This window comes from Hyphomonas sp. BRH_c22 (assembly GCF_000961795.1).
GTDB lineage: Bacteria > Pseudomonadota > Alphaproteobacteria > Caulobacterales > Hyphomonadaceae > Hyphomonas.
In genome coordinates this window covers 1-21445 of record NZ_LADU01000055.1, presented here as the reverse complement: position 1 = coordinate 21445, position 21445 = coordinate 1, and the positions used below count along the sequence as shown (strand labels likewise).

Genomic DNA, 21445 nt, shown 5'->3' with positions numbered 1-21445 from the left:
GTCGGTCACGGTCAACGGGTAACAGTAGGCCTGATTACCGAGACGGAACTCTCCCTTGAAGTCGACACACCAGAGGGCATTGGGAACCGATCCGGATGAAAGGGAGGTTCCCAATGCCCTCTGGCGCCTCTTGCCTGCCCGCTTCACAAGGCCGTAGCGGTCAAGGACAGCATGAATGGTCGAGCGGGCGGGAATGCGCACGTCACCTGCCAGGCGCCGCACCAGGAGCTCCCTGATCTTGCGGGCGCCCCAGTGGGGCTTGTCCTTTTTGGCATCGATGATCGCCCGCTCGATGGGCACCGGCAGCTGGTTGGCATACCGCACCGGCCGTCGGGAGCGATCCTCAAGGGCAATCAGCCCCTCTTCCTTGTAACGATTGAAGATCTTGTAGCCGGTCTTGCGCGAAATTCCGAACTCCCGGCAAAGATCCGTCATCGATTCACCCTCCAGCCGGCGGGCGACAAAGCGCAGTCTCTCGTCCATTTTCGATTGTTCCTTCCATGGCATCGTAACCTCCCGCCAAAGCGGAAAGTGTTACCCATGTGTCCGGTACAATCTGTCACCTATGTCTCGAGCCGCTCACGAAATGGACTTCACACAAGACATTGAAAACAAACGAATTTATCGGATTCGCTTGCTTTTCTTTGCCTGAAATGGCCGGAAATTGTGGACCAGATTGGGACCAATTTGTGGACCAATGGCCGACGTCATGAAGCGCGTCGAAGACAATTCCTACCTCGAACGCAGAGGCCGGGTCTGGTGGTACAATCGCCGGGTCCCGACCCGGTGCGCTCACCTCGATCAAGGCCCGCACAGACCGGGAAGTCAAAACGGATACGTCTGAGCGGGATATCCCCCGGGTGGGCATCTTCCTTGAGGCGGCCAGACGGGCGGCCCCTCGCGCCTTCGCGCACTATTACGACAAGGGTGAGCTCTTCTCCGCCAACATGATGAAGAATTTCCGCAATCGCGGCCTGCTGGAGTCCCCGGACCACAAGATCTATTCGTTTCGCCATGCTTTCGAAAAACGCATGCAGGAAGCCAATATCGATTACGGCCTGCGCTGCCTCCTCATGGGGCACAAGACGACACGGCCGGTTTATGGGGACGGCGGGTCACTCGTATACAGGCGGGATGAATTGCTCAAGATTGCGCATCCGTTTGACGCGCGGGTGATGGAACTGTTTGAGCTGGAGAATCCGGACTGGCCGCTGGGTGCTGGTCGTGCCCCAGGCTAAATTATCCCTACAATTGGTGTTCCATTTGCTCAGCGCGTGTATGGCCGATTGATCGGGAAGATCAAATGATGCGGACCAGAAAAATTCTTGAAACTTTCATTATTTGCAAGGATCAAGAAATTCATGAGCAAGCTGATTCAAGACCTGAAAGATGCTGGCTGATTACGGACCGGCAACTGGCGTGGGCTGTAGGTGGCGGTGACGCGCGGCGTAACGGTCTGGTGAACCGTGCGCTGATGGACGGCTCCCTGGCGCGCATCCGGCGCGGGCTCTGTACTTTTTGGGCGAGCCGTTTCAAAAGAACACGCCGCATCCCTTTGTTGTCGCTCAGGCCCTCATGCCGGAGAGCTATGTGTCGTTCGAAACCGCATTGTCACATTATGGCTGGATTCCGGAGGCTGTATACACAACCTCCAGCGTCAGCCCGGGTCGCAAGACATTGAGTGACGCGCCAATCCCAAAATGCGTCCATGGCCGGCGAATTCAAAGAGACGCCCTCACGGGCAAGATGGCGAAGGCTGTGCGACGCCATCTTTGGCGAGCGCGGTCTCGACCGGAGCTGGATCGCCGAACTCTGGCGGGCGCAGACGGAAAAGGCTGATCCGTGGCAGGATTCTGCTTGAATATCGCCGAACGATAGACTAAGTTCTGTAAACTAAGTCTATAGAATTGGTAAAAAATGACCGTAACTGTGAATATTCACGAAGCCAAGACGCACCTGTCGCGGCTTGTCGACGCCGCCGCCAAAGGCGAAAGTTTCATCATCGCCAAAGCAGGCAAGGCCCTGGTCAAGGTGGTTGCGCTCGATGCGCCGCTTGGTGCAGATCGGAAGCGGCTTGGATTCCTGTCGGGCGCCATCAAGGTTCCTGACGATTTCGACGACATGGGCCGGGAAGAGATTGAAACCCTCTTCGGCGGCGCGCAATGAACCTGCTTGTCGACACCCATCTGATTTTGTGGGCTGCGGGGGAGCCGGACCGGCTCTCTCCGGAAGCGCGGCGCTATCTGGAAGACGAGAAAAACACGGTTTATTTCAGCGCTGCGAGCCTGTGGGAGATTACGATCAAGGGCTCTCTGGGGCGAGACGACTTCATCGTTGACCCGCGCTTGCTGCGCCGCGGGCTCCTCGACAATGATTGGCACGAACTCGTTATCACCAGCGACCATGCGATTGCTGTCGCGGCCTTGCCAGAGATCCACAAGGACCCCTTCGACCGCATTCTTGTGGCGCAGGCGAACGAAGAAGGGCTATTGCTCCTGACATCGGACGATTTTGTCGCCTCCTATCCCGGATCGGTCCGGAAGGTTTAGAGCGCATCCCGGCGGGTCATATTTCCCAGATCCAGACCGAGCGGATTTGCACGCCGTCCTTCATCGAGATTATCGATCCCGCCTCAAAGGCGCGCCTTCGGGCCGGCCAGAACTCAACTTTCGGCCGGCGAAAAGGAAGGATTCGCCCCCTAAACAGCCGGTCAAGATCATTCCTTCGGCGGAAGCCTCGACCAATGATTTTGAATCGCTAAAGGTAACCACCCTCGCTGCAGGACCCCAACCGAACAGCCTCCGGGTTTGCCGGCGCGGTTCACGGGCACTAGATCGTCCTTGCGCGAGAAGGGGTTTGAAAATGCGCCTCCCGGCCGGCTTCACAATTGTATGAATAGTTCATACGTGCTAGTTTCCAAGTTGAAGGAGCCTATGCCATGATGCGCAAGACGATATCCATGCCCGACCTGATGGCCGACTGGATTGCGGCCAGGATCAAGCGCGGCCAGTTCAACAATGAGAGCGAGTATTTCCGCGATCTCGTGCGCCGCGATCAGGAGGAGGAAGAACGCAAGGCTTATCTGGTTTCACGCCTTGAATCCGGTTCAGAGCAGCTTGCCAGTGGCGCCTATTCAGATCTGAACTCAGATGGAGAGATCGACCGGCTTTTTGATGTCGAAGGCTGATACCGAATGACGACGCTCCGCATCACGGAAGATGCCCAGCACGATCTGTCAGATATCCGAACCTATACCCGCCGGGCATTCGGAGCGCGTCCGGCGTCGCTTTATATGGGCCGTCTCAAGGAAGGCTTCAAAGCACTGCGAAGGCATCCGGACATTGGATTTCCGATCGATCATCTGAAGACGGGCTTTCGATGTTTCCGCGTCCAGCACCACGCCGTCTTTTACATTCAGGTCGACGAGGTCATTGCCGTCGTCGCCATTCTTCACGAAAGCCAGCTTCCGATACGTCACCTCGATCAAAGGTCCGGCGCCTGACATTAAGAAACTAGATTTCAAAACTCGCGCGTCTGACCAATGGCGCACCGGCGATTTCTCCAATGCTGGTCGCGGAACACTCGATGAGCAAGCCCTCAAACTGTCCTATCCGCTGCATCACGCTTTGGATCTGCTGACTGAGCGGTTTCGGTTGATTCCTCGGGGGTACGGGAACTCTGCGACTTCATTGCCGGTGGCCTGCGTTCTCGCGCCATTTCTTGCGAAATGGACTTCACACAAGACATTGAAAGACGAAGGAAACGAACCGTTTCCTTCGTCTTTTCTTGCGTTGAAGACACGGGTTTGCGCGACGGGACGTGCCACGCCGAAAGTGGAGCCTTGATCCTCTTACCGGAACAGCAATAGCGGGATCAGGCAGGACCGGATCATCGACGTGGTAGTCGACCCGATAATCATGGAGCGGATGCGGGAATGGCCATAAGCGCCCATAATGAGCAGGTCTGAGCCCGATGATTCAACTTCCTCGGCAATGACCTTTTCCGCGTGCCCCTGCCGGATGCGTGTTTCAGCCGCATAGCCAGCCGCGATCAGGGCGTCTGCGGCCTTCTGGGCGGCGCTGGCATGTTCGGACCCTTCTGTGCCAATCGTCAGGACGATGATTTTCAGACGATCCGTCATGGGATTCGTGGTCAGGCTGACCAGGGCCTTGCGCGCGCTGACGCCATCATCGAAGGCGAAGACGGCCGTTTCGATGGGCTTGAAGGCGCGGCTTGCCACGAGGACCGGACGGTTGACCGAGCGCACAACGCGCTCAAGGTTAGAACCGAGGTGCAGCCGGTCGAAATCGGCGCCTTCGCCACGTTTGCCCATGATGATGAGATCGCCCGCACGCTTGGTCAGCGTTTCGGCGATTTCCCCGTGGCGCAGGGCGAGGCTGATATCGGTGACGCCCTTTTCTTCCAGTCGGGACTGCGCCGCATCCAGGATGGCGCGGCCGCGTTCCTTGGCGAGTCGCGCAGTCGCCGCATCATGGCTGGCAAGGTCTGCGAGCAGGGTTGAGCGCGCGCCGAGACCGATCGCGCCGGAGAGGTCAGACGGCAGTGAGCCGGACTTCTTCTGGCTGAGGACATGCAGCAACTCAACATCGCCGCCATACTGGCGGGCTGCCCAGGCAGCATGGTCGCAAACGCTGTGCGTGTAGACTGATCCGTCGATCAGGGCGAGTATATGGGTCATCTGGTCCGTCTCCCTAATGCGACAGCAATTTGTCGAGTGCGCCCGGCTTGTCATGCAGGGCAAGCTTGTCAACGATGGTTTCGCTCGCCTCGTTGAGGCCGATGAGTTCGACCCTGGCGCCTTCCCGGCGGAATTTCAGCACGATCATGTCGAGCGCGGCCACACTGGATATATCCCAGATATGGGCGGCGCTCACGTCGATTACGACCTCATCGAGTGCTTCTTTGAGGTCAAAGGCCGCATTGAACGCCTCCACGGATGCAAAGAACAGCTGGCCCTCGATCCGGTAGGTGCGCTTGCGGCCATCCTCAGTCAGCTCGGATGTGATCCGGAAGATCTGCGAGATCTTTCCAGCGAAGAAAACACCTGAGAGCAGGACGCCGATCAGAACGCCGATGGCGAGATTGTGGCTGATGATCACGCCGGCAACCGTTGCCAGCATGACAAGCGAGGAACTCCGCGGATGCACGCGCAGCGCCTTGATCGACGACCAGCTGAATGTGCCGATCGACACCATGATCATGATCGCAACGAGCGCCGCCATCGGGATGCGGCTGACCCAGTCCCCGATCAGCAGGATCATGGCCAGCAGGAAAACACCGGCCGACAGGGTCGACAGGCGTCCGCGCCCGCCGGACTTGATGTTGATGATCGACTGTCCGATCATCGCGCAGCCTGCCATGCCGCCGAAGAAGCCCGTGACGGTGTTGGCAACGCCCTGGCCGATGCATTCACGGTTGCGGTCGCTCGGCGTGTCGGTGAGTTCATCAACGATGGACGCCGTCATCAGCGATTCAAGCAGCCCGACAATGGCGACAGCCAGCGCATAAGGGAAAATGATCTGCAGGGTTTCAAAGGTCAGCGGAATGTCGGGCAGGAGAAAGACCGGCAGCGTATCGGGCAACGCGCCCATGTCGCCGACCGTACGCACGTCAAGCCCGAGACCGATGGCCACGGCTGTCAGCACAATGATGCAGATCAGTGGCGATGGGATTGCCCTCGTGAGGTAGGGGAAGAGGTAGATGATGGCGAGGCCCGCAGCGACCATCGGATAGGTGAGCCACGGCACGCCGATCAGTTCCGGAATCTGCGCCATGAAGATCAGGATGGCGAGTGCGTTGACAAAGCCTGTCAGCACCGAGCGCGACACAAAGCGCATCAACCGCCCGAGTTTCAGGTAGCCCGCGCCGATCTGCAGGAGACCCGCCAGAACCGTGGTTGCCAGCAGGTATTGCAGGCCATGATCCTTGACCAGGGTGACCATCAGAACGGCGGTAGCTGCCGTTGCTGCCGAGATCATGCCGGGCCGCCCGCCTGCGAATGCCGTGATGACGGCGATGGAGAATGAAGCGTAAAGGCCGACCTTGGGGTCGACGCCTGCGATGATCGAGAAGGCAATCGCTTCGGGAATCAGGGCGAGGGCGACCACAAGTCCGGCGAGCAGGTCGCCGCGGATATTGAAGGCCCATGTCTCTCGCAAGGATGTCAGTGTTGGAAGCGCCATTGCGGCCGGATCCTCGTCTTATGCGTGTCCGCGGCCCGCATAACGCGCCTCGCCTGTAAACACAGCCAATTTTTCGGTGAATTAGACCGGACACGTCCAGCAGCATGCCGCAGTGCAGCACGAGGGCGTGGTAAGGTGGGCCGCTGCAGATGGCAAGGCTAAAAAGCGGCATAGCTGCAGGGAGGCCGCTATGGCCAACCCTGTATCTGGCAGGCTTTCCCGGTGCAGGCCTAAAGCGACAGGCCGCCATCCACGATGAGTGTCTGGCCGCACACATAGGCAGCCAGCGGGCTCGCCAGGAAGATGGCTGCGCCAGCCATATCGCCGGGCAGGCCCATGCGTCCGGCCGGAATCGCCCGCAGCGCGCCTTCCAGCCGTCTGGGATTCTCCGTTGTCACCTTTGTCAGCTTTGTGTCGACCAGTCCTGGTGCGAGACCGTTGACGCGAATGCCTTCCGGCGCCCAGGCCTGGCCGAGCGTCTTGGTCAGGCTGATGGCGCCGGCCTTTGATGCGGCATAGGCCGGATTGCCGACATTGGCCGAATATCCCGAAATCGAACTGACGATGATGACAGAGCCCTGGGCCTTGGACAGCATCGGCTTCATCTTCCGGGCACAGTGCATCAGGCTGTCGAGATTGACGGCCATGACGCGGTCCCAGCCCTCGCGTTCAAACTCGCCACGTTTGTAGACAACCGTGCCCTGGCAAAGCACGAGCGTGTCGAGCGTGTCGAAATCGGCCGGGGCGGCTGCGATGGCGTCCGGGTCGCCGACATCGACTTGCTGGTATGTCAGGCCGTCAAGGTCGCTGCCATCGGCGGCATCATAGTCGCTCGCTTTGGCGCGTGTGCCCCAGACATGCACCTCAGCCCCGCGCGTGCGGAACCCATGGGCGATACCATTTCCGATGCCGCTGGATCCGCCGACCACCAGGACGCGCTTCCCGCTGAAGTCGGTATCATTCTGTGCCATCTTGTTCCCTCGACCTGTTCTTGTTTTGCTAGTTTTGCGTTGAGGCTATGAGCTCGAACGAGCGAAGCCGTGCCTTGTGATCATAGACATCAGACACAATGATCAGTTCGTCGGCCCCGGTTTCTGCCGTCAGGGCCGCAATCCCTGTGCGCACCGTGTCCGGTGATCCGACAATTGACCGGGCGAGCATGTTCTGCGCCTGCGCTTTTTCCGAAGCGCTCCAGTATGTATCGATATCGTCAATCGGCGGCTGGCTGAGCATGCGTGTTCCGCGCAGCAAATTGGCGAAGGACATCTTCTGCGTCGTCGCCAGCCTTTCGGCTTCGGCGTCCGTATCCGCTGCGATAATGTTCACGCCGACCATTGCATAAGGTTTTGCCAACTGGTCCGAAGGCTTGAACCGGCTGCGATAGATTTGCAGCGCCGACATCAGGTGAGCCGGGGCGAAGTGTGAAGCGAACGCATAGGGAAGGCCAAGCTCTGCGGCGAGCATCGCGCCAAAATGGCTCGACCCGAGAATCCATAGCGGCACATTCGTACCGGCAGCCGGCACGGCCTGAACCCGCTGGCCTGGCTGCAGGGGGCCAAGAAAAGCCTGAAGTTCCATCACGTCCTGCGGAAACCGTTCAGATGCCTCAGCCGTTGTCCGCAGCGCGCGGATGGTAATCTGGTCCGTGCCTGGCGCCCGTCCGAGCCCAAGATCGATCCTGCCGGGAAACAGCCGCTCCAGGGTTCCGAACTGTTCGGCGATCACGATGGGTGAATGGTTGGGCAGCATGATGCCGCCGGCCCCGACCCGGATCTTTTTCGATCCCGCCGCAATGTGGGCGATCACCAGCGACGTTGCAGCGCTCGCGATGCCTGCCATATTATGATGCTCGGCAATCCAGATACGATTATAGTCCCAGTTTTCGGCATGGGCGGCCAGGTCGCGCGCATTATCCATGGCCGTGCGCGCATCCGCGTCCTGCGTGACGCGGACAAGATCGAGAATGGACAGTAATGGCATTTGCGGCTCCAGGGCTGCGTGGCCGCGATCCGCAAGTTCGGTTCGGGTGCACGCTCTCATACCACTTGGGCATCAATTCGGGCGAAGTCAAAAGCCCCGGCAAATTGACCCTGCGGAACCTGCATCCTTGACGCGAGGCCAACGTCCGGATGCCGCCAATTCACGTTGATATGGATTTTGGAACCCCTTACCAAAGGGCCATACTGCCTTGCGAGGCGCCACAAGAGCTAATGAAGCGGAGCCCGCCATGCCCGGCACAAATGTGCTTTCCGACATCCGTATCGCCGACATGACGACGGTGATTTTCGGTCCCTATTGTACGCAAACGCTGGCGGACATGGGGGCGGATGTCGTCAAGGTCGAGCCTGCGGCAGGCGATGATTTCCGCAATGTCGGTAAGCCTGTGAATACGCGCGGCATGGGCCCCTGTCATCTGACGATCAACCGTGGCAAGCGGTCGGTCGTATGGGACCTGAAATCAGATAAGGGCAGGGCGGCCATCACAAAGCTGATTCAGCAAAGCGACGTCTTTATCCATAATGTGCGGGAAGATGCGGTCGCCCGCATCGGTCTTACCTTTGACGAGGTCAAGGCGATCAAGCCTGACATTGTCTATGTCCACTGCACGGGTTTTGGATCCGGTGGCCCCTATGCCGGTCGCCCGGCCTATGATGATCTGATCCAGGGCCTGTCCGGCACGGCCAGCCTTTTGCCGCGTGTGGACGGCAATCCGGCGCCGCGCTTCCTGCCCATGGCGATCGCGGACAAGGTGTCCGGCCTGCATGCCGTATATGCGACACTGGCGGCCCTGCGTCAGCGCGACCGGACGGGCAAGGCTGTTCATGTGGAAGTGCCCATGCTGGAATGCGTCACGCATTTCCTGCTCGAAGAGCACCTTTACGGTGAAACTTTCGATCCGCCCAACGGTCCGGTCTGTTACCAGCGCCAGATTGACCCATCCCGGCAGCCCCTGCAGACGGCCGATGGCTGGATGACCATAGCGCCCTATGTCGATGCGCGCTGGATCCGGCTTTTCGACGTGCTGGAAGCCCCGCAGGAACTGGAAGACGCGCGCCTGAATGACCGCCGCGGCCGCTATCACAACATGCCTTACATGATGGAACGGGTTCAGGCCTACCTGATCCTGAAGCCGACGCAGTTCTGGCTTGATGCCTTCGCTGAGGCAGACATTCCTGCTGCCCGTGTCAATGATATCGGCGAATTGCGGAACGATCCCCATCTTCAGGCCGTTGGCTTCTTCCAGAAGCGAACGCACCCGACGGAGGGGGATTACTGGGAGACTCAGCCGCCTGTCATATTTCACGGCCAGAATGCCCGCCCGATCCCGCCTGCGCCACTGATTGGCGAGCAAACTGACGAAGTTCTTGCAGAGCTGGGACTCCCGGGCATGATGAAATCCGGGCAAGAGGCCTGATTGTGCCCAATTTTCGGGTAAATTCTTCGTCATCGTTGTAAAGCTGTTGGCATTTTGTTGCTATACTGGCCGCAATATCAAAATTGGCTTTTCTGCGAGCCGACCTATCTGGAAAAAGCAAGGCAACGGCCCGATACGCATCGGTTCGATATATTACACTGTTTGAATGGGTGTTTGCGACGCCCCAGAAGGCACTTGAATGGCAAATCCTGCTGCAGGCTCAATACGTTTCCAGCTTCTCGGCTTGCTCGTCGGGCTGGCCGCCGCATTGAGTATTGCCGTACCGTCTGCTGCGCAGGGCAGGGCGCCTGCGAGCGTATTTGTCGCCGAGGTCGCCGAACAGGACTTTGCGATGCGAATTGAGGCGCTCGGAACGCTCATGGCCAATGAACGGGTCGACCTGACACTCAACGTCGCTGACCGGGTGACTGCGATCTATTTCGATGATGGCGAGCGGGTGCCTGCGGGCAAAACGCTTCTTTCACTGGCCCAGCGCGAACAGGTGGCGCTGGTGGAGGCTGCCGAAGCAAACGCGGATGAGGCACGGCGCCAGTTTGAGCGCGCAATGCAGCTTTCAGCGCAGGATGCCATCGCACAGACATCGCTGGATGCCGCGCGGCGCGATCTCGACAATGCCACGGCCCAGTTGCGGGCTGTGCAGGTTCGCCAGAAGGACCGTGTCCTCGTCGCCCCGTTTGCGGGTGTCCTCGGCTTCCGCATGGTCAGCGTGGGATCGTATGTGCGTCCGGGAGACGTGGTGGCCACCCTGGTCGATGACAGCGAAATGAAGCTCGATTTCTCGGTGCCCTCCACATTCCTGCGATCACTGAAGCCGGGCGTCGAAGTCACCGCCTCAACGGTAGACCTCGAGGACATGGCCTTTTCCGGTGTCATCGACAGCGTCGACAATACCATTGACCCCGTCACACGGTCAGTTCGGGTGCGCGCCATCCTGCCGAATCCGGAACGCGTGTTGAAAGCCGGAATGTTCATGCGCGTGACCATTGTCGCCGATCCGCGCACGGCGCTGGCTATTCCAGAGGGGGCCATCCAGCCCCTCGGTCCCGATAATTTCGTGTATCTGGCCGAAGAGGAAGGTGGCAAGACTGTAGCGCGACAGCACAAGATCCAGATCGGCCTGAGGCAGGGAGGCAATGTCGAAGTCCTGTCGGGCCTTAAGGCAGGTGACCGGATTATCACCGAAGGCGCCATCCGTGTGCGCGAGGGGGCCGAGGTGCTGGTGCGCGACCGTTCAGCCGTGTTGCGCGGCTCGTCCGGCAACGGCGCCGCAGCGAATGCGCAGTAACCCGGATGCTGCTGTCTGACATCTCTGTAAAGCGCCCTGTCTTTGCGTCGGTCCTGTCCCTCATCCTGATCATCTTTGGACTGGTCGCGTATAACCGGCTTCCGCTGCGCGAATATCCCGATATTGATGCGCCCATCGTGTCCGTCGACACGCGTTACCCCGGCGCCTCGGCCGACGTCATCGAGAGTCGCATCACCCGCGTGATCGAAGACCGCATCGCAGGTGTCTCCGGCATCAGGTTCATAAACTCCAATTCGACCGACGGACGATCACGCATCAGCATCGAGTTCAGTGTCGACCAGGACATTGATGCGGCAGCCAATGACATTCGCGACCGCGTTTCAGGTGTTCTTGACCAGTTGCCTCCGGAGGCAGACCCGCCTGAGATCGAGAAGGCCGATGCCAATGATGACGTGATCATCTGGCTGAACCTTGCCAGTGAAAACCTCACCACGCCTGAACTCTCGGATTATGCTGACCGGTATCTCGTTGACCGGTTCTCGGCGCTCGACGGTGTCGCGCGGGTACGGGTGGGCGGCGCACGCGACTATGCCCTGCGTATCTGGATCAATCGCCGTGCCCTGGCGTCGCGCAATCTGGCCGTCAGCGACATAGAACGCGCGCTGCGAACCGAGAATATCGAGGCCCCGGCCGGCAGCCTCGAATCAGACTCTCGCACTTTTACAGTCCGCATCGACCGGGCCTTCCGAACACCGGAAGAATTTGCCGGACTGGTCATTGCCCAAGGCGATGACGGTTATCTCGTTCGCCTCGGGGACGTCGCCCGTGTGGAGCGGGGAACGGCTGAAGATCGCAACATTTTCCGCGGCAATGGCGTTCCCATGGTGGGCATGGGCATCAGCAAGCAGTCAACGGCCAATACGGTCGATGTCGCCCGGGCGGCGCGCGAACTCGCCGACCGGTTGAACGAGACGCTGCCTGAGGGGATGATCATTGCGCGAAGCTATGATTCATCGGTTTTTATCGACGCGTCCATTCGCGAGGTTTTCAACACGCTGTTTATCGCTGTGGGGCTGGTGACGCTGGTGATCTTCCTGTTCCTGGGAAGCCTGCGCTCGACCATTGTTCCGGCTGTTACCGTGCCGATCTCCATCTTCTCGACGTTCATCGTCCTGTTTGCGCTCGGTCTTTCGATCAATCTGTTGACCCTGTTGGCTCTCGTTCTCGCCATCGGGCTGGTTGTCGATGACGCCATCGTGGTGCTGGAGAATATCCATCGCCGCATGGATGAATTTGGCGAGTCCCCGCTGGTTGCATCCTATCGCGGGTCGCGCCAGGTCGGCTTTGCCGTCATCGCGACGACACTTGTCCTCATTTCGGTCTTCATCCCCATCACGTTTCTTCAAGGCACTGTCGGCCGCCTGTTTACAGAGTTTGCGCTGACCATGTCGGCGGCCGTTGCCTTCTCGAGTCTCCTGTCGCTGACACTGGTGCCCATGCTGGCGTCCAAGCTCCTCAAGCCAAAGGCAACGTCCGGGTTTCTGCGCGTCGTGCCTTATGTGATCGACGGCGCCTTTTCCCGTCTGAAGGCCGGTTACGGCTGGATACTCGACCGGCTCATCTATCGGCCAATTCTGGTCTCGGTCTTCCTGCTCGGTATATTCGGGGGCGCCGTCTGGCTGTTCCAGAACATCAATGAGGAATATGTGCCGCGCGAGGACCGGGGCAGCTTCTTCATCAGTGTGCGGGGCGAAGAGGGGGCGTCCTTTGAATACATGTCCACTTATATGGACGAGATCGAGCGCAGGTTGCTGCCCTATGCGGAGTCCGGGGAAGCGCAGCGCCTTCTGGTGCGCGCGCCAGGCTTTGGTTCGGCCGGGTTCAACGAGGGCTTTGTCATCGTCGTGCTCGACGACTGGGCCAAAAGGCGGCCAGCCGACACGATCATCAATGAAATCAACGGGAATCTTTCAGACCTGCCGGGTATCCGCGCCTTTGCGATCATGCGGCAGGGGCTGGGCGGCGGCAACGGAAAACCGATCCAGTTCGTGATCGGTGGCCCATCCTATGGCCAGCTGACCGAATGGCGCGATACGCTGGTTGCAGCGCTGGAGGCCGACAATCCCGGGCTGGTGGATATCGACTGGGATTACAAGGAGACCCAGCCGCAGTTCCGCGTGGCCATTGACTATGAGCGGGCTGCCGATCTCGGTGTCACCGTATCGGAGGTCGGATCCACCCTTCAGACCATGCTCGGATCACGTCGTGTCACGACATATACCGACAATGGCGAGGAGTATGACGTGATCCTCGAAGGACTTCGCTCCGAGCAGAACTCTCCGACTGACATTCAAAACATCTATGTGCGGTCAACGCGATCCGGCGAATTGATACCCCTGTCCAGCCTGACCACGATCCAGTCGATTGCCGACAGCCCCAGTCTCAACCGCTATAACAGGGTTCGGTCGATCACGATTGAGGCCGGGCTGGCGCCCGGCGTGTCGCTTGGCGAGGCGCTGGATGGCATGGAACGCATAGCCAGGGACGTGCTGCCCGCAGAGGCGCAGATTGACTTCAAGGGACAGTCACTCGAATTCAGGGAATCCGGCAGCTCGATCATGTTTGTTTTTGCGATCGGACTGGTGATCGTCTTCCTGGTGCTGGCAGCCCAGTTCGAAAGCTACCGACACCCCATCATCATCATGCTCTGCGTACCTGCGACCATTGCAGGCGGCCTGCTTGGTCTTTGGCTGACAGGCAACACGATCAACATCTACACGCAGATCGGCCTCATCATGCTGGTCGGCCTGTCGGCCAAGAATGGCATCCTCATCGTGGAGTTCGCCAACCAGCTACGCGACCAGGGCATTGAATTCGACAAGGCGCTGCGCGAGGCGGCACTGGCCCGGTTCCGGCCCATCGTTATGACCGGCCTGACGACGGCCGCCGGTTCGCTTCCCCTCATCCTGTCTGCCGGTGCAGGTGCGGAAACCCGCCAGGCAATCGGCGTGGTCATTCTGTTCGGCGTCATCACGGCTGTCTTCATCACCGTCCTGTTCGTCCCGACCACCTATGCGCTGCTGGCGCGGCGATCGGGCTCGCCCGGCGATGTCGCCCGCAAACTTGAACGGGAAGCGGAAGAAGCGGACCTGGTCGCGGCACCGGCGGAATAGCCGTTTCCTGCCCGCGTTCCGGGTCAGGACGCGGCAAAACGTGCCAATTTGTTGGCATTTTCTGCCCTGATTTGCCCAAAGCTTGCATCCGGGCCGTAATCCCGATCCCCAAAATCCGATTTCAGCTTGTATTCCCGGTCCGCGCGAACTGAAGCTTGCGTGAGTTTGACGACAAGGGATGCCGGAGCTCCGGCGCCGGAGTAAGCAGTGATGAGGCAAATGAGAATGGCCCCCGAAGGACACTGCCATCGGGCGAGTCTGCCAAGCCGGACGAATTGCATCATCGGATCATGCCAGCGGAACCGCGATGAACTTGCCTGAGCGCACTCTGCCGGCCGCAGTGCTCGAAATACTGCTCGTGGAGGACGATCCCGTCCGTGCAGGCATATTTGATGACGGTCTCTCTGGAACAGCCAGGGTTCGCCGGATCAGTGAACTGACGACACCCGCGATTATGGCCGCTACCGATGTCGAGAAGGCAGACATTGTCGTTATCAGCAGCCATGGGCCAGACGCTGCAATGATCAGGACGATCGAGGATGTATCCGGTATGCGCCCAATGCCGATTGTGGTTTTCGTGGAAGCGGATCAGGGAGATCTCGCGCGCCGGGCGATTCGTGCCGGCGCCAGCGGATATGTGGTCAGTGGCCTCGCCGCTGCCCGCGTCTTGCCGGTTATTGACGTGGCGATGGAGCGTTTCCGCCTGATGGATGCTCTTCACAAGGAGCTGTCTCGTTCGAAGAGCGACCTTGAGGCTCGAAAGATCATCGAGCGGGCCAAGGGCCTGCTCATGCAACAGCGCGGTGTCAGTGAACAGGCCGCATATGAGGCGTTACGGAAAATGGCGATGGCGCGCGGCAAGCCCGTGCGGGAGATTGCAGAAACCATTGTCGCCATCTCGAACATGCTGCCCTGAACGGGTACGCCCGGATGTGCCTGTCACCGCCGTCACCGTCTTTCCCTGCGGAACCTGTTGAAACGGCGGCTGCCGATACATTGAGCGCGCGATATGCTGCATTGCACCAATACTGTGCGTCCCGCTGTGCAACTGCGACAGTTGCAGAGTTTTTTGTTTGAACTGCCACCGGCAGCGGGTCTGCTGGTGGCAAGTTCAACGCCGAACCCAGGAAGAGACCCAGTGCCGGGTCGGAACTTCTGACCGCCCGCACGGGCGCTCTCACAAAATCCAGCGGGAGATCCTTCAGGTCTCTCATCGACTTCTGCGGCAGTTCGCTTTGCGACTCCTTGCCACGGAGGGGTTCAGTCGTCCGCTCCGGCGGATGGGGTCGCGCTGTCCAGAAGCAGCGCACAACAAGGGATAATACCAATGAAACTCTCGTTTCGCTCATATCTTATGTCGGGTGTTTTCCTGACGGCAGGAAGCCTGACTGCGACGGCCCAGGAGGTCGCCCTCACTCAGGAACTGGCAGTCACGGACTCCGTTGCTGTCCAGCAGCTCATTACCGTCACCGGCTCGCGGGGCAAGCCGCGCACCGTCGCCGATTCAGCCGTGCCGATCGACGTCCTCGATGAGGCAACCATCAACGATGTTTCGTTCACGGACACGAATGACGTCCTGAAAACGCTCGTGCCATCCTACACGATCGCACGCGAACCGATCTCTGACGGGGCGACATTCATCCGCCCGGCGGCCCTGCGCGGCCTGTCTTCGGACAAGACGCTCGTCCTCGTCAATTCCAAGCGCCGCCACCGTGCCGCTCTGGTGACCATCGGCGGTTCGGGCACACAGGGACCGGACGTTGCGACCATCCCGGCCTCGGCGCTCAAGACAGTTGAAATCCTGCGCGACGGTGCTGCCGCCCAGTATGGCTCCGACGCCATTGCCGGCGTCATCAACTTCATCCTCAAGGACGATGCGGACGGTGCTCAGCTCACCGTTCAGGGCGGACAGTCCTATGAAGGTGATGGTGAAGACCTCCTGATCGCGGGGAATATCGGGCTGGGGCTCGGCAAGAACGGTTTCATCAATATCAGCGTCGAGGGCACGTCGACCCAGCCGACCCATCGCGGCAAGGAATGGGAATCCGGCCAGAGTTCCTTTGATGTGGCAGACTATATCGCCGCCAATCCCGACACGGCCTATCTCTTTGGCTCGGGGGAAGACTTCGACACGAGCAACGTTCAGCTCTGGGGCCAGCCGGATTCCAAGGCGTTCCGCTCATTCGTCAACATGGGTTACACGCTGCCCGGCGGACAGGAACTCTATGCGTTTGCGAACTATTCTGCCTCGTCGGCAGATGGCGACTTCAACTACCGGTTCCCGACGAACTCGGTCAACGCACCCCTGATCCGACTTGAGGATGGATCGACCTTCAAGTTTTCAGATCGTTTCCCCGCCGGGTTCACGCCGCGCTTCTTTGGTGACGTGATCGACTATTCGACCACAGCCGGCATCCGGGGCGAGTTCACGCCCGCCTTCAGCTATGACTTCTCGGCCCGCTACGGCAAGAACGAGATCGATTACAAACTGACTGACACGGTGAACCCGTCGCTTGGCAACGCCTCACCCGAGTCTTTCCATCCGGGCGATCTCATTTCCGATGAAGTCGCCGTTGCAGCCGACTTTGTCTATGAATACGCGATGTCGGGCCTGGCAAGCCCTGTTGATTTCAGCTTCGGTGCGGAATGGCGTGACGAGGGCTATGAACTGGTTGCGGGCGACGAGGCCTCCTACATCGCAGGTCCGTATGCACTTTCCGATCCCTGGGATTTCTGTGATGACACCTTGGCGCCGACCGCCGCAGGGCTCGCAGTCATCGCCAACGGATCGTCGCTCGACTGCTCGAATACAGCCGATCCGGTCTATACGGTCAATGGCGTCGGTTCGAACGGCTTTCCAGGCTATTCGCCGGACTATTCCGGTTCCCTCACGCGCGACAGCTACGGCATCTATGCGGGCGCATCGACTGATCTGACCGAATCCCTGTTTGTGGAAATTGCGGGCAGGTTCGAGAATTATTCCGACTTCGGCGAGACGACGAACGGCAAGATTGCGGCCCGCTGGTCGATTACGCCCGAAATCAATCTGCGTGGCTCCGTAGGCACAGGTTTCCGGGCGCCGACGCCTGGACAATTGGCAACAACCAACGTGTCGACACGCTTCCCGGCGGGTGAGCCGGTGGCGTCCGGTCTCTTCCCGGCCGCGAACCCCGTATCCCAGTTCCTGGGCGCCGAGGAGCTCAAGCCGGAAGAATCGACGAACTATTCGCTCGGCGCGACCGGCAGTTTTGGTTCTCTCGGCCTGACGCTGGACTTCTACAAGATCGACATCTCCGATCAGTTCTACGCGTCACGTTCCATCACGGTGACGCCAGAGATCCGCGACGAACTGCTAGCCGCCAACGTGCCGGGTGCGGACACGATCGGTGCAGTCCAGTTCTTCCAGAATGCCTTTGATTCCACGACGGAAGGTGTCGACTTCGTTGCGACCTACGTTATGGACTGGGACGCCTCCGGAGAAACGGCCTTCACCTTAAGTTCCAATTATAACAGCTTCTCGGTCGAGCAGGTGAACATAGCCGGCCTGTTCCGTGAAGAAGACGTGTTCGACTTCGAGAATGGAAGGCCGGACTTCCGGACCACGTTCACGGCCATGCACACCATCGGCGCCTATACTTTCCTCGGACGGGCGAACTATTACGGCTCCTACACGGCGTCCCAGTGCTTGACCGGAGCAGCTGCAGACGGGTTCAGCTGCCCGGGCGGCCTGATCAAGCAGGAACTCGGAGCCGAAACCCTGTTTGATGTTGAAGTGAGCTATGCGCTCGATGACACAACCAGGTTCACGCTGGGGGCCCGTAACGTCCTTGATGAGTATCCGGACGAGGGTGATCCGGCGCTTCGCGAAACCGGAAACGGCCGAATCTACCGCTCCGACTCGATTGTCGATTGGCAAGGCGGATTCGTCTATCTCAAGGCATCAAAGAGCTTCTGATGCAGCCGGGCACAATCTGACCGCAGATTAGGCAGATTGCCAAAAATGCGGGGAGTGACAGCGCTCGCTCCCTGCATCGCTCCGGGGAGTGTGCGTATCGTCCTCCCGAGCCAATGAACACAAATTAGAAGCACTCATCTATGTCATTATCAAATCTCGACCTGGCGCATGTCAGCCAGTTGATCGCAGTCCTGTTGGCAGCCGGCCTGGTGGCCGGTTTTGTCGCAGGACTTTTCGGAATAGGTGGCGGCTTTGTTGTCGTTCCGGCCCTCCTGCTCACATTCGGCGTCTTCAATGTCGACAGCAATGTCATCACACATCTCGCAATCGGCACCTCCCTTGCCACCATCATCGTGACATCGGCCCGGTCCGTCCATGCGCATCACCAGCGCGGCGCGGTGGACTTCCGGATCATACGCGACTGGACCCTCTGGCTCACCGTCGGAGCGGTGCTCGGCATCCTGGTTGCGCGATACATGGATGGGCGTTCGCTGAAATGGATCTTCTCGATTGGCGTCTTCCTGATGGGCGTGCATTTCATCGTGCCGGTCCTTCAACCGAAAAAGGCCGTCGCATCGGACATGCCGCACGGATTGCTGCTGGCCGGACTGGCCACGTTCCTGGGTGCATTTTCGGCGCTCCTCGGCATAGGCGGGGGTACGATTGCGGTTCTGGTCATGACGGCCTGCGGGCGGGCGATACACCAGGCGGTTGCGACCGCTGCCGGTTTCGGCGTGCTCATTGCGGTGCCGGGCGCTATCGGATTCGCGATCCTTGGATTGGGCGAGCCCGGCCTTCCTTTCGGCTCGATCGGCTATGTGAACGTGATTGCCGTTCTGGCAATTACTGCTATGTCTTTCCTGACCGCGCCACTCGGTGCGCGGGCCGCGCACAGTCTCAACGCCGTAGCTCTGAAGCGTGTATTCGGGATTTATCTCGTCGCAACGTCCGCGATCGTTTTGTACAATTCACTCACAAGCTGATCACAGCGGCTCCATCCGCCCGCGCGGGGCTGTGGCACCTTAAAAAATCATCCAACCACAAACTGGGAAGTAAAAATGGCTTTTGATATTTCACGACGTTTTATGCTGACCGGCGCCGTCGGGGCGTCCGTCGCATGTGCCGCAGCCTGTACAACGGGTCCGGCCGCAGTTGCCGAAGCGGCGTTCCCTGCGAGCGCACCATCCGTGGACCCACAAATACTCGGCCCGCGCGATGGGGTTGCGCTTCTGTCGCGTAACGAGAATCCGTATGGCCCGGCCCCGTCGGCGCTCAAGATGATAGAGTATGCCGGAAAGAAGGGCGCCTATTATCCGGACATCGCAGGCCAGAAACTTGCTGCGATGATCGCTGAACGCCATGGCGTCACGCCCGACATGATCGCCATCACGACCGGATCCGGCGAAGCACTTTCCGCCATCGCCCTGATCTATGGCAAGAAAGGCCCCATCGTTGCCCCGCGCCTTTTCTGGGACACGACAGCTCTTTATGCGGTCAATCTCGGCCTGGCGGAAATTGACCGTGTTGCGCTGGGATCCGACATGAGCACGGATCTCGCAGCCATCGAAGCCAGGGTCACGGCCGGTACCGGCCTCGTTCAGTTATGCAATCCGAACAACCCGACAGGGCTGGTCGCCGATCCGGTCGCCCTGAAAGCAGCCGTGGAGCGCATGTCGAAGCTCGCGACGGTGCTTGTGGACGAAGCCTACATGGAACTGGCGGATGATCCGGAAGGAAACACCTGCATCGGCCTGATCAAGGAAGGACACAATGTCATCGTGTCCCGCACCTTCTCCAAGATATACGGCATGGCCGGCATCCGGGTTGGCTATACGATTTCCTCCCCGGAAACCGCCGCGAAGATCCAGTCGACCTCAATGTCCTGGATTTCGGGCGTCGGTCTTGCCGCCGCAATCGGCAGCTATGACGACACGGCGTTCCTCGACTTCTCGAAAGGCAAGATTGTCGAAGGCCGCCAGATGGTCGTTACCACGCTGGATGCGCTGGACCTGGAATACCTGCCGTCGCAGACCAATTTCGTCTACTTCAAATCGGGCAAGGAAGCCAATGATGTCCAGAAGGCCATGAAAGAGCGCAAGATTTCCATTCGTGGCCAGTACATGGATTATAATGAATGGACGCGCGTTTCGATGGGCACGATCGAGGATGTGGAGAAATTCTGCAAGGCGTTGCCGGAAGTCATCGGCGCCTGATCGCCAAAGACAACAAAGTGACAGGGGACCGGGGCGAAAGCTCCGGTCGTTTGCATGATTTGGGGGGAGGGTAATGTGCGCGCGAAATGAGCGGCTCGAGACATAGGTGACAGATTGTACCGGACACATGGGTAACACTTTCCGCTTTGGCGGGAGGTTACGATGCCATGGAAGGAACAATCGAAAATGGACGAGAGACTGCGCTTTGTCGCCCGCCGGCTGGAGGGTGAATCGATGACGGATCTTTGCCGGGAGTTCGGAATTTCGCGCAAGACCGGCTACAAGATCTTCAATCGTTACAAGGAAGAGGGGCTGATTGCCCTTGAGGATCGCTCGCGACGGCCGGTGCGATATGCCAACCAGCTGCCGGTGCCCATCGAGCGGGCGATCATCGATGCCAAAAAGGACAAGCCCCACTGGGGTGCCCGCAAGATCAGGGAGCTCCTGGTGCGGCGCCTGGCAGGTGACGTGCGCATTCCCGCCCGCTCGACCATCCATGCTGTCCTTGACCGCTACGGCCTTGTGAAGCGGGCAGGCAAGAGGCGCCAGAGGGCATTGGGAACCTCCCTTTCATCGGGATCGGTTCCCAATGCCCTCTGGTGTGTCGACTTCAAGGGAGAGTTCCGTCTCGGCAATCAGGCCTACTGTTACCCGTTGACCGTGACCGACCATGCTTCGCGCTTCATCCTGGCCTGCGAGGCATTGGAGGGCACAAAGGAAGTGCCCGTCATTGCCGCCTTCCACACCCTGTTCCAGGAGCGTGGCCTGCCCGATGCCATACGTTCGGACAATGGCGTCCCGTTTGCCAGTCCCAACGGGCTCTACAATCTCTCGAAACTCTCTGTCTGGTGGCTCAGACTCGGCATCGCCATCGAACGCATCAAGCCAGGCCATCCGCAGCAGAATGGCCGGCATGAGCGCATGCACCTGACCCTGAAGCAGGAAACCACCCGGCCGGCCTGCGAAAATCACCTGCAACAGCAGGTGCGGTTCGATGACTTCGTCAGGGAATATAACACAGAACGTCCGCATGAAGGCCTCGCCATGGCGACCCCTGCAGAGATCTACACGCCGTCATCGCGCATCTATGACGGCCTGCCAGACATCGATTATCCCTTCCATGATCGCGAGGTCCTGATAACCGCCTGCGGCCGGATCTGCATGCATCGGAAAAAAATCAACATCTCCACCGTGCTCGCGGGTCAGCGTGTCGGCGTAA

The 21445-nt window shown here is 59.4% G+C and carries 19 protein-coding genes; 14 read left to right on the top strand and 5 right to left on the bottom strand.

The genetic code is table 11. From position 1 onward, the window contains the following. On the bottom strand, nt 1-507 hold a 507-nt coding region (locus VR74_RS07225), incomplete at its 3' end, for a helix-turn-helix domain-containing protein (RefSeq protein ID WP_045695542.1). A 353-nt stretch (nt 508-860) separates the two neighbouring features. Here VR74_RS07225 and VR74_RS07220 point away from each other — a divergent pair. The 6 genes from VR74_RS07220 (at nt 861) to VR74_RS07200 (ending at nt 3502) form a co-directional block, all read left to right on the top strand. Next, nucleotides 861-1238, top strand: a complete 378-nt coding sequence (locus VR74_RS07220) for a hypothetical protein (protein ID WP_045695539.1) — start codon at nt 861-863, stop codon at nt 1236-1238. Between the two features lie 470 nt (nt 1239-1708). Next, nucleotides 1709-1861: a hypothetical protein gene (locus VR74_RS20635; RefSeq protein ID WP_299949816.1), complete on the top strand. Its 153-nt coding sequence runs from the start codon at nt 1709-1711 to the stop codon at nt 1859-1861. A 56-nt stretch (nt 1862-1917) separates the two neighbouring features. Further along, nucleotides 1918-2166: a type II toxin-antitoxin system prevent-host-death family antitoxin gene (locus VR74_RS07215; protein ID WP_045695538.1), complete on the top strand. Its 249-nt coding sequence runs from the start codon at nt 1918-1920 to the stop codon at nt 2164-2166. Further along, nucleotides 2163-2549, top strand: a complete 387-nt coding sequence (locus VR74_RS07210; protein WP_045695536.1) for a type II toxin-antitoxin system VapC family toxin — start codon at nt 2163-2165, stop codon at nt 2547-2549. Before VR74_RS07215 ends, VR74_RS07210 begins: the two co-directional genes overlap by 4 nt. A 389-nt stretch (nt 2550-2938) precedes the next feature. Then, the gene (locus tag VR74_RS07205; protein WP_045695535.1) at nt 2939-3187 is read left to right on the top strand and encodes a hypothetical protein; all 249 of its coding nucleotides are present in this window, start codon (nt 2939-2941) and stop codon (nt 3185-3187) included. A gap of 6 nt (nt 3188-3193) precedes the next feature. Further along, nucleotides 3194-3502, top strand: a complete 309-nt coding sequence (locus VR74_RS07200; RefSeq protein WP_045695533.1) for a type II toxin-antitoxin system RelE/ParE family toxin — start codon at nt 3194-3196, stop codon at nt 3500-3502. A gap of 348 nt (nt 3503-3850) precedes the next feature. On the opposite strand, the gene VR74_RS07195 is transcribed toward VR74_RS07200, so the two are convergent. The 4 genes from VR74_RS07195 to VR74_RS07180 form a co-directional block, all read right to left on the bottom strand. Continuing rightward, entirely contained in the window at nt 3851-4699 is an 849-nt protein-coding gene (locus tag VR74_RS07195; protein WP_045695531.1) for a universal stress protein, read from the bottom strand. A gap of 13 nt (nt 4700-4712) precedes the next feature. Continuing rightward, on the bottom strand, nt 4713-6203 hold the full coding sequence (locus tag VR74_RS07190; protein ID WP_045695530.1) for a SulP family inorganic anion transporter: 1491 nt from the start codon (nt 6201-6203) through the stop codon (nt 4713-4715). 230 nt (nt 6204-6433) lie between these two features. Continuing rightward, nucleotides 6434-7174, bottom strand: a complete 741-nt coding sequence (locus VR74_RS07185; protein WP_045695528.1) for an SDR family oxidoreductase — start codon at nt 7172-7174, stop codon at nt 6434-6436. Nucleotides 7175-7202: 28 nt separating this feature from the next. Beyond that, the gene (locus VR74_RS07180) at nt 7203-8183 is read right to left on the bottom strand and encodes an LLM class flavin-dependent oxidoreductase (protein WP_045695527.1); all 981 of its coding nucleotides are present in this window, start codon (nt 8181-8183) and stop codon (nt 7203-7205) included. 247 nt (nt 8184-8430) lie between these two features. Here VR74_RS07180 and VR74_RS07175 point away from each other — a divergent pair, with 247 nt between their 5' ends. From VR74_RS07175 to VR74_RS07135, 8 genes are all read left to right on the top strand, one after another. Beyond that, nucleotides 8431-9618: a CoA transferase gene (locus tag VR74_RS07175; RefSeq protein ID WP_045695525.1), complete on the top strand. Its 1188-nt coding sequence runs from the start codon at nt 8431-8433 to the stop codon at nt 9616-9618. A 199-nt stretch (nt 9619-9817) separates the two neighbouring features. Then, on the top strand, nt 9818-10924 hold the full coding sequence (locus tag VR74_RS07170) for an efflux RND transporter periplasmic adaptor subunit (RefSeq protein WP_045695524.1): 1107 nt from the start codon (nt 9818-9820) through the stop codon (nt 10922-10924). Between the two features lie 5 nt (nt 10925-10929). Continuing rightward, nucleotides 10930-14058, top strand: coding sequence for an efflux RND transporter permease subunit (locus VR74_RS07165; RefSeq protein ID WP_045695522.1), 3129 nt, complete (start codon nt 10930-10932; stop codon nt 14056-14058). A gap of 313 nt (nt 14059-14371) precedes the next feature. Next, nucleotides 14372-14974 (top strand): ANTAR domain-containing protein, encoded by a 603-nt coding sequence (locus VR74_RS07155; protein WP_299949814.1) that lies wholly within the window; start codon nt 14372-14374, stop codon nt 14972-14974. Nucleotides 14975-15385: 411 nt separating this feature from the next. Then, nucleotides 15386-18013, top strand: a complete 2628-nt coding sequence (locus VR74_RS07150; RefSeq protein WP_045695518.1) for a TonB-dependent receptor — start codon at nt 15386-15388, stop codon at nt 18011-18013. Nucleotides 18014-18153: 140 nt separating this feature from the next. Then, nucleotides 18154-18996: a sulfite exporter TauE/SafE family protein gene (locus VR74_RS07145; RefSeq protein ID WP_045695516.1), complete on the top strand. Its 843-nt coding sequence runs from the start codon at nt 18154-18156 to the stop codon at nt 18994-18996. Nucleotides 18997-19071: 75 nt separating this feature from the next. Then, complete coding sequence (locus tag VR74_RS07140; RefSeq protein ID WP_045695514.1) at nt 19072-20226, top strand: histidinol-phosphate transaminase; 1155 nt, start codon at nt 19072-19074, stop codon at nt 20224-20226. Between the two features lie 162 nt (nt 20227-20388). After that, nucleotides 20389-21445: integrase core domain-containing protein (locus VR74_RS07135; RefSeq protein ID WP_045695541.1), on the top strand; the 1057-nt coding region annotated here is incomplete at its 3' end.

Excerpts from the sequence above, each read along its gene's own strand:
- VR74_RS07145 (WP_045695516.1), top strand. The coding sequence starts at position 18,154 with ATGTCATTATCAAATCTCGACCTGGCGCATGTCAGCCAGTTGATCGCA.
- VR74_RS07190 (WP_045695530.1), bottom strand. The coding sequence starts at position 6,203 with ATGGCGCTTCCAACACTGACATCCTTGCGAGAGACATGGGCCTTCAAT.
- VR74_RS07165 (WP_045695522.1), top strand. The coding sequence starts at position 10,930 with ATGCTGCTGTCTGACATCTCTGTAAAGCGCCCTGTCTTTGCGTCGGTC.
- VR74_RS07175 (WP_045695525.1), top strand. The coding sequence starts at position 8,431 with ATGCCCGGCACAAATGTGCTTTCCGACATCCGTATCGCCGACATGACG.
- VR74_RS07140 (WP_045695514.1), top strand. The coding sequence starts at position 19,072 with ATGGCTTTTGATATTTCACGACGTTTTATGCTGACCGGCGCCGTCGGG.
- VR74_RS07170 (WP_045695524.1), top strand. The coding sequence starts at position 9,818 with ATGGCAAATCCTGCTGCAGGCTCAATACGTTTCCAGCTTCTCGGCTTG.
- VR74_RS07215 (WP_045695538.1), top strand. The coding sequence starts at position 1,918 with ATGACCGTAACTGTGAATATTCACGAAGCCAAGACGCACCTGTCGCGG.
- VR74_RS07210 (WP_045695536.1), top strand. The coding sequence starts at position 2,163 with ATGAACCTGCTTGTCGACACCCATCTGATTTTGTGGGCTGCGGGGGAG.
- VR74_RS20635 (WP_299949816.1), top strand. The coding sequence starts at position 1,709 with ATGGCCGGCGAATTCAAAGAGACGCCCTCACGGGCAAGATGGCGAAGG.
- VR74_RS07195 (WP_045695531.1), bottom strand. The coding sequence starts at position 4,699 with ATGACCCATATACTCGCCCTGATCGACGGATCAGTCTACACGCACAGC.
- VR74_RS07180 (WP_045695527.1), bottom strand. The coding sequence starts at position 8,183 with ATGCCATTACTGTCCATTCTCGATCTTGTCCGCGTCACGCAGGACGCG.
- VR74_RS07150 (WP_045695518.1), top strand. The coding sequence starts at position 15,386 with ATGAAACTCTCGTTTCGCTCATATCTTATGTCGGGTGTTTTCCTGACG.
- VR74_RS07185 (WP_045695528.1), bottom strand. The coding sequence starts at position 7,174 with ATGGCACAGAATGATACCGACTTCAGCGGGAAGCGCGTCCTGGTGGTC.
- VR74_RS07200 (WP_045695533.1), top strand. The coding sequence starts at position 3,194 with ATGACGACGCTCCGCATCACGGAAGATGCCCAGCACGATCTGTCAGAT.
- VR74_RS07205 (WP_045695535.1), top strand. The coding sequence starts at position 2,939 with ATGATGCGCAAGACGATATCCATGCCCGACCTGATGGCCGACTGGATT.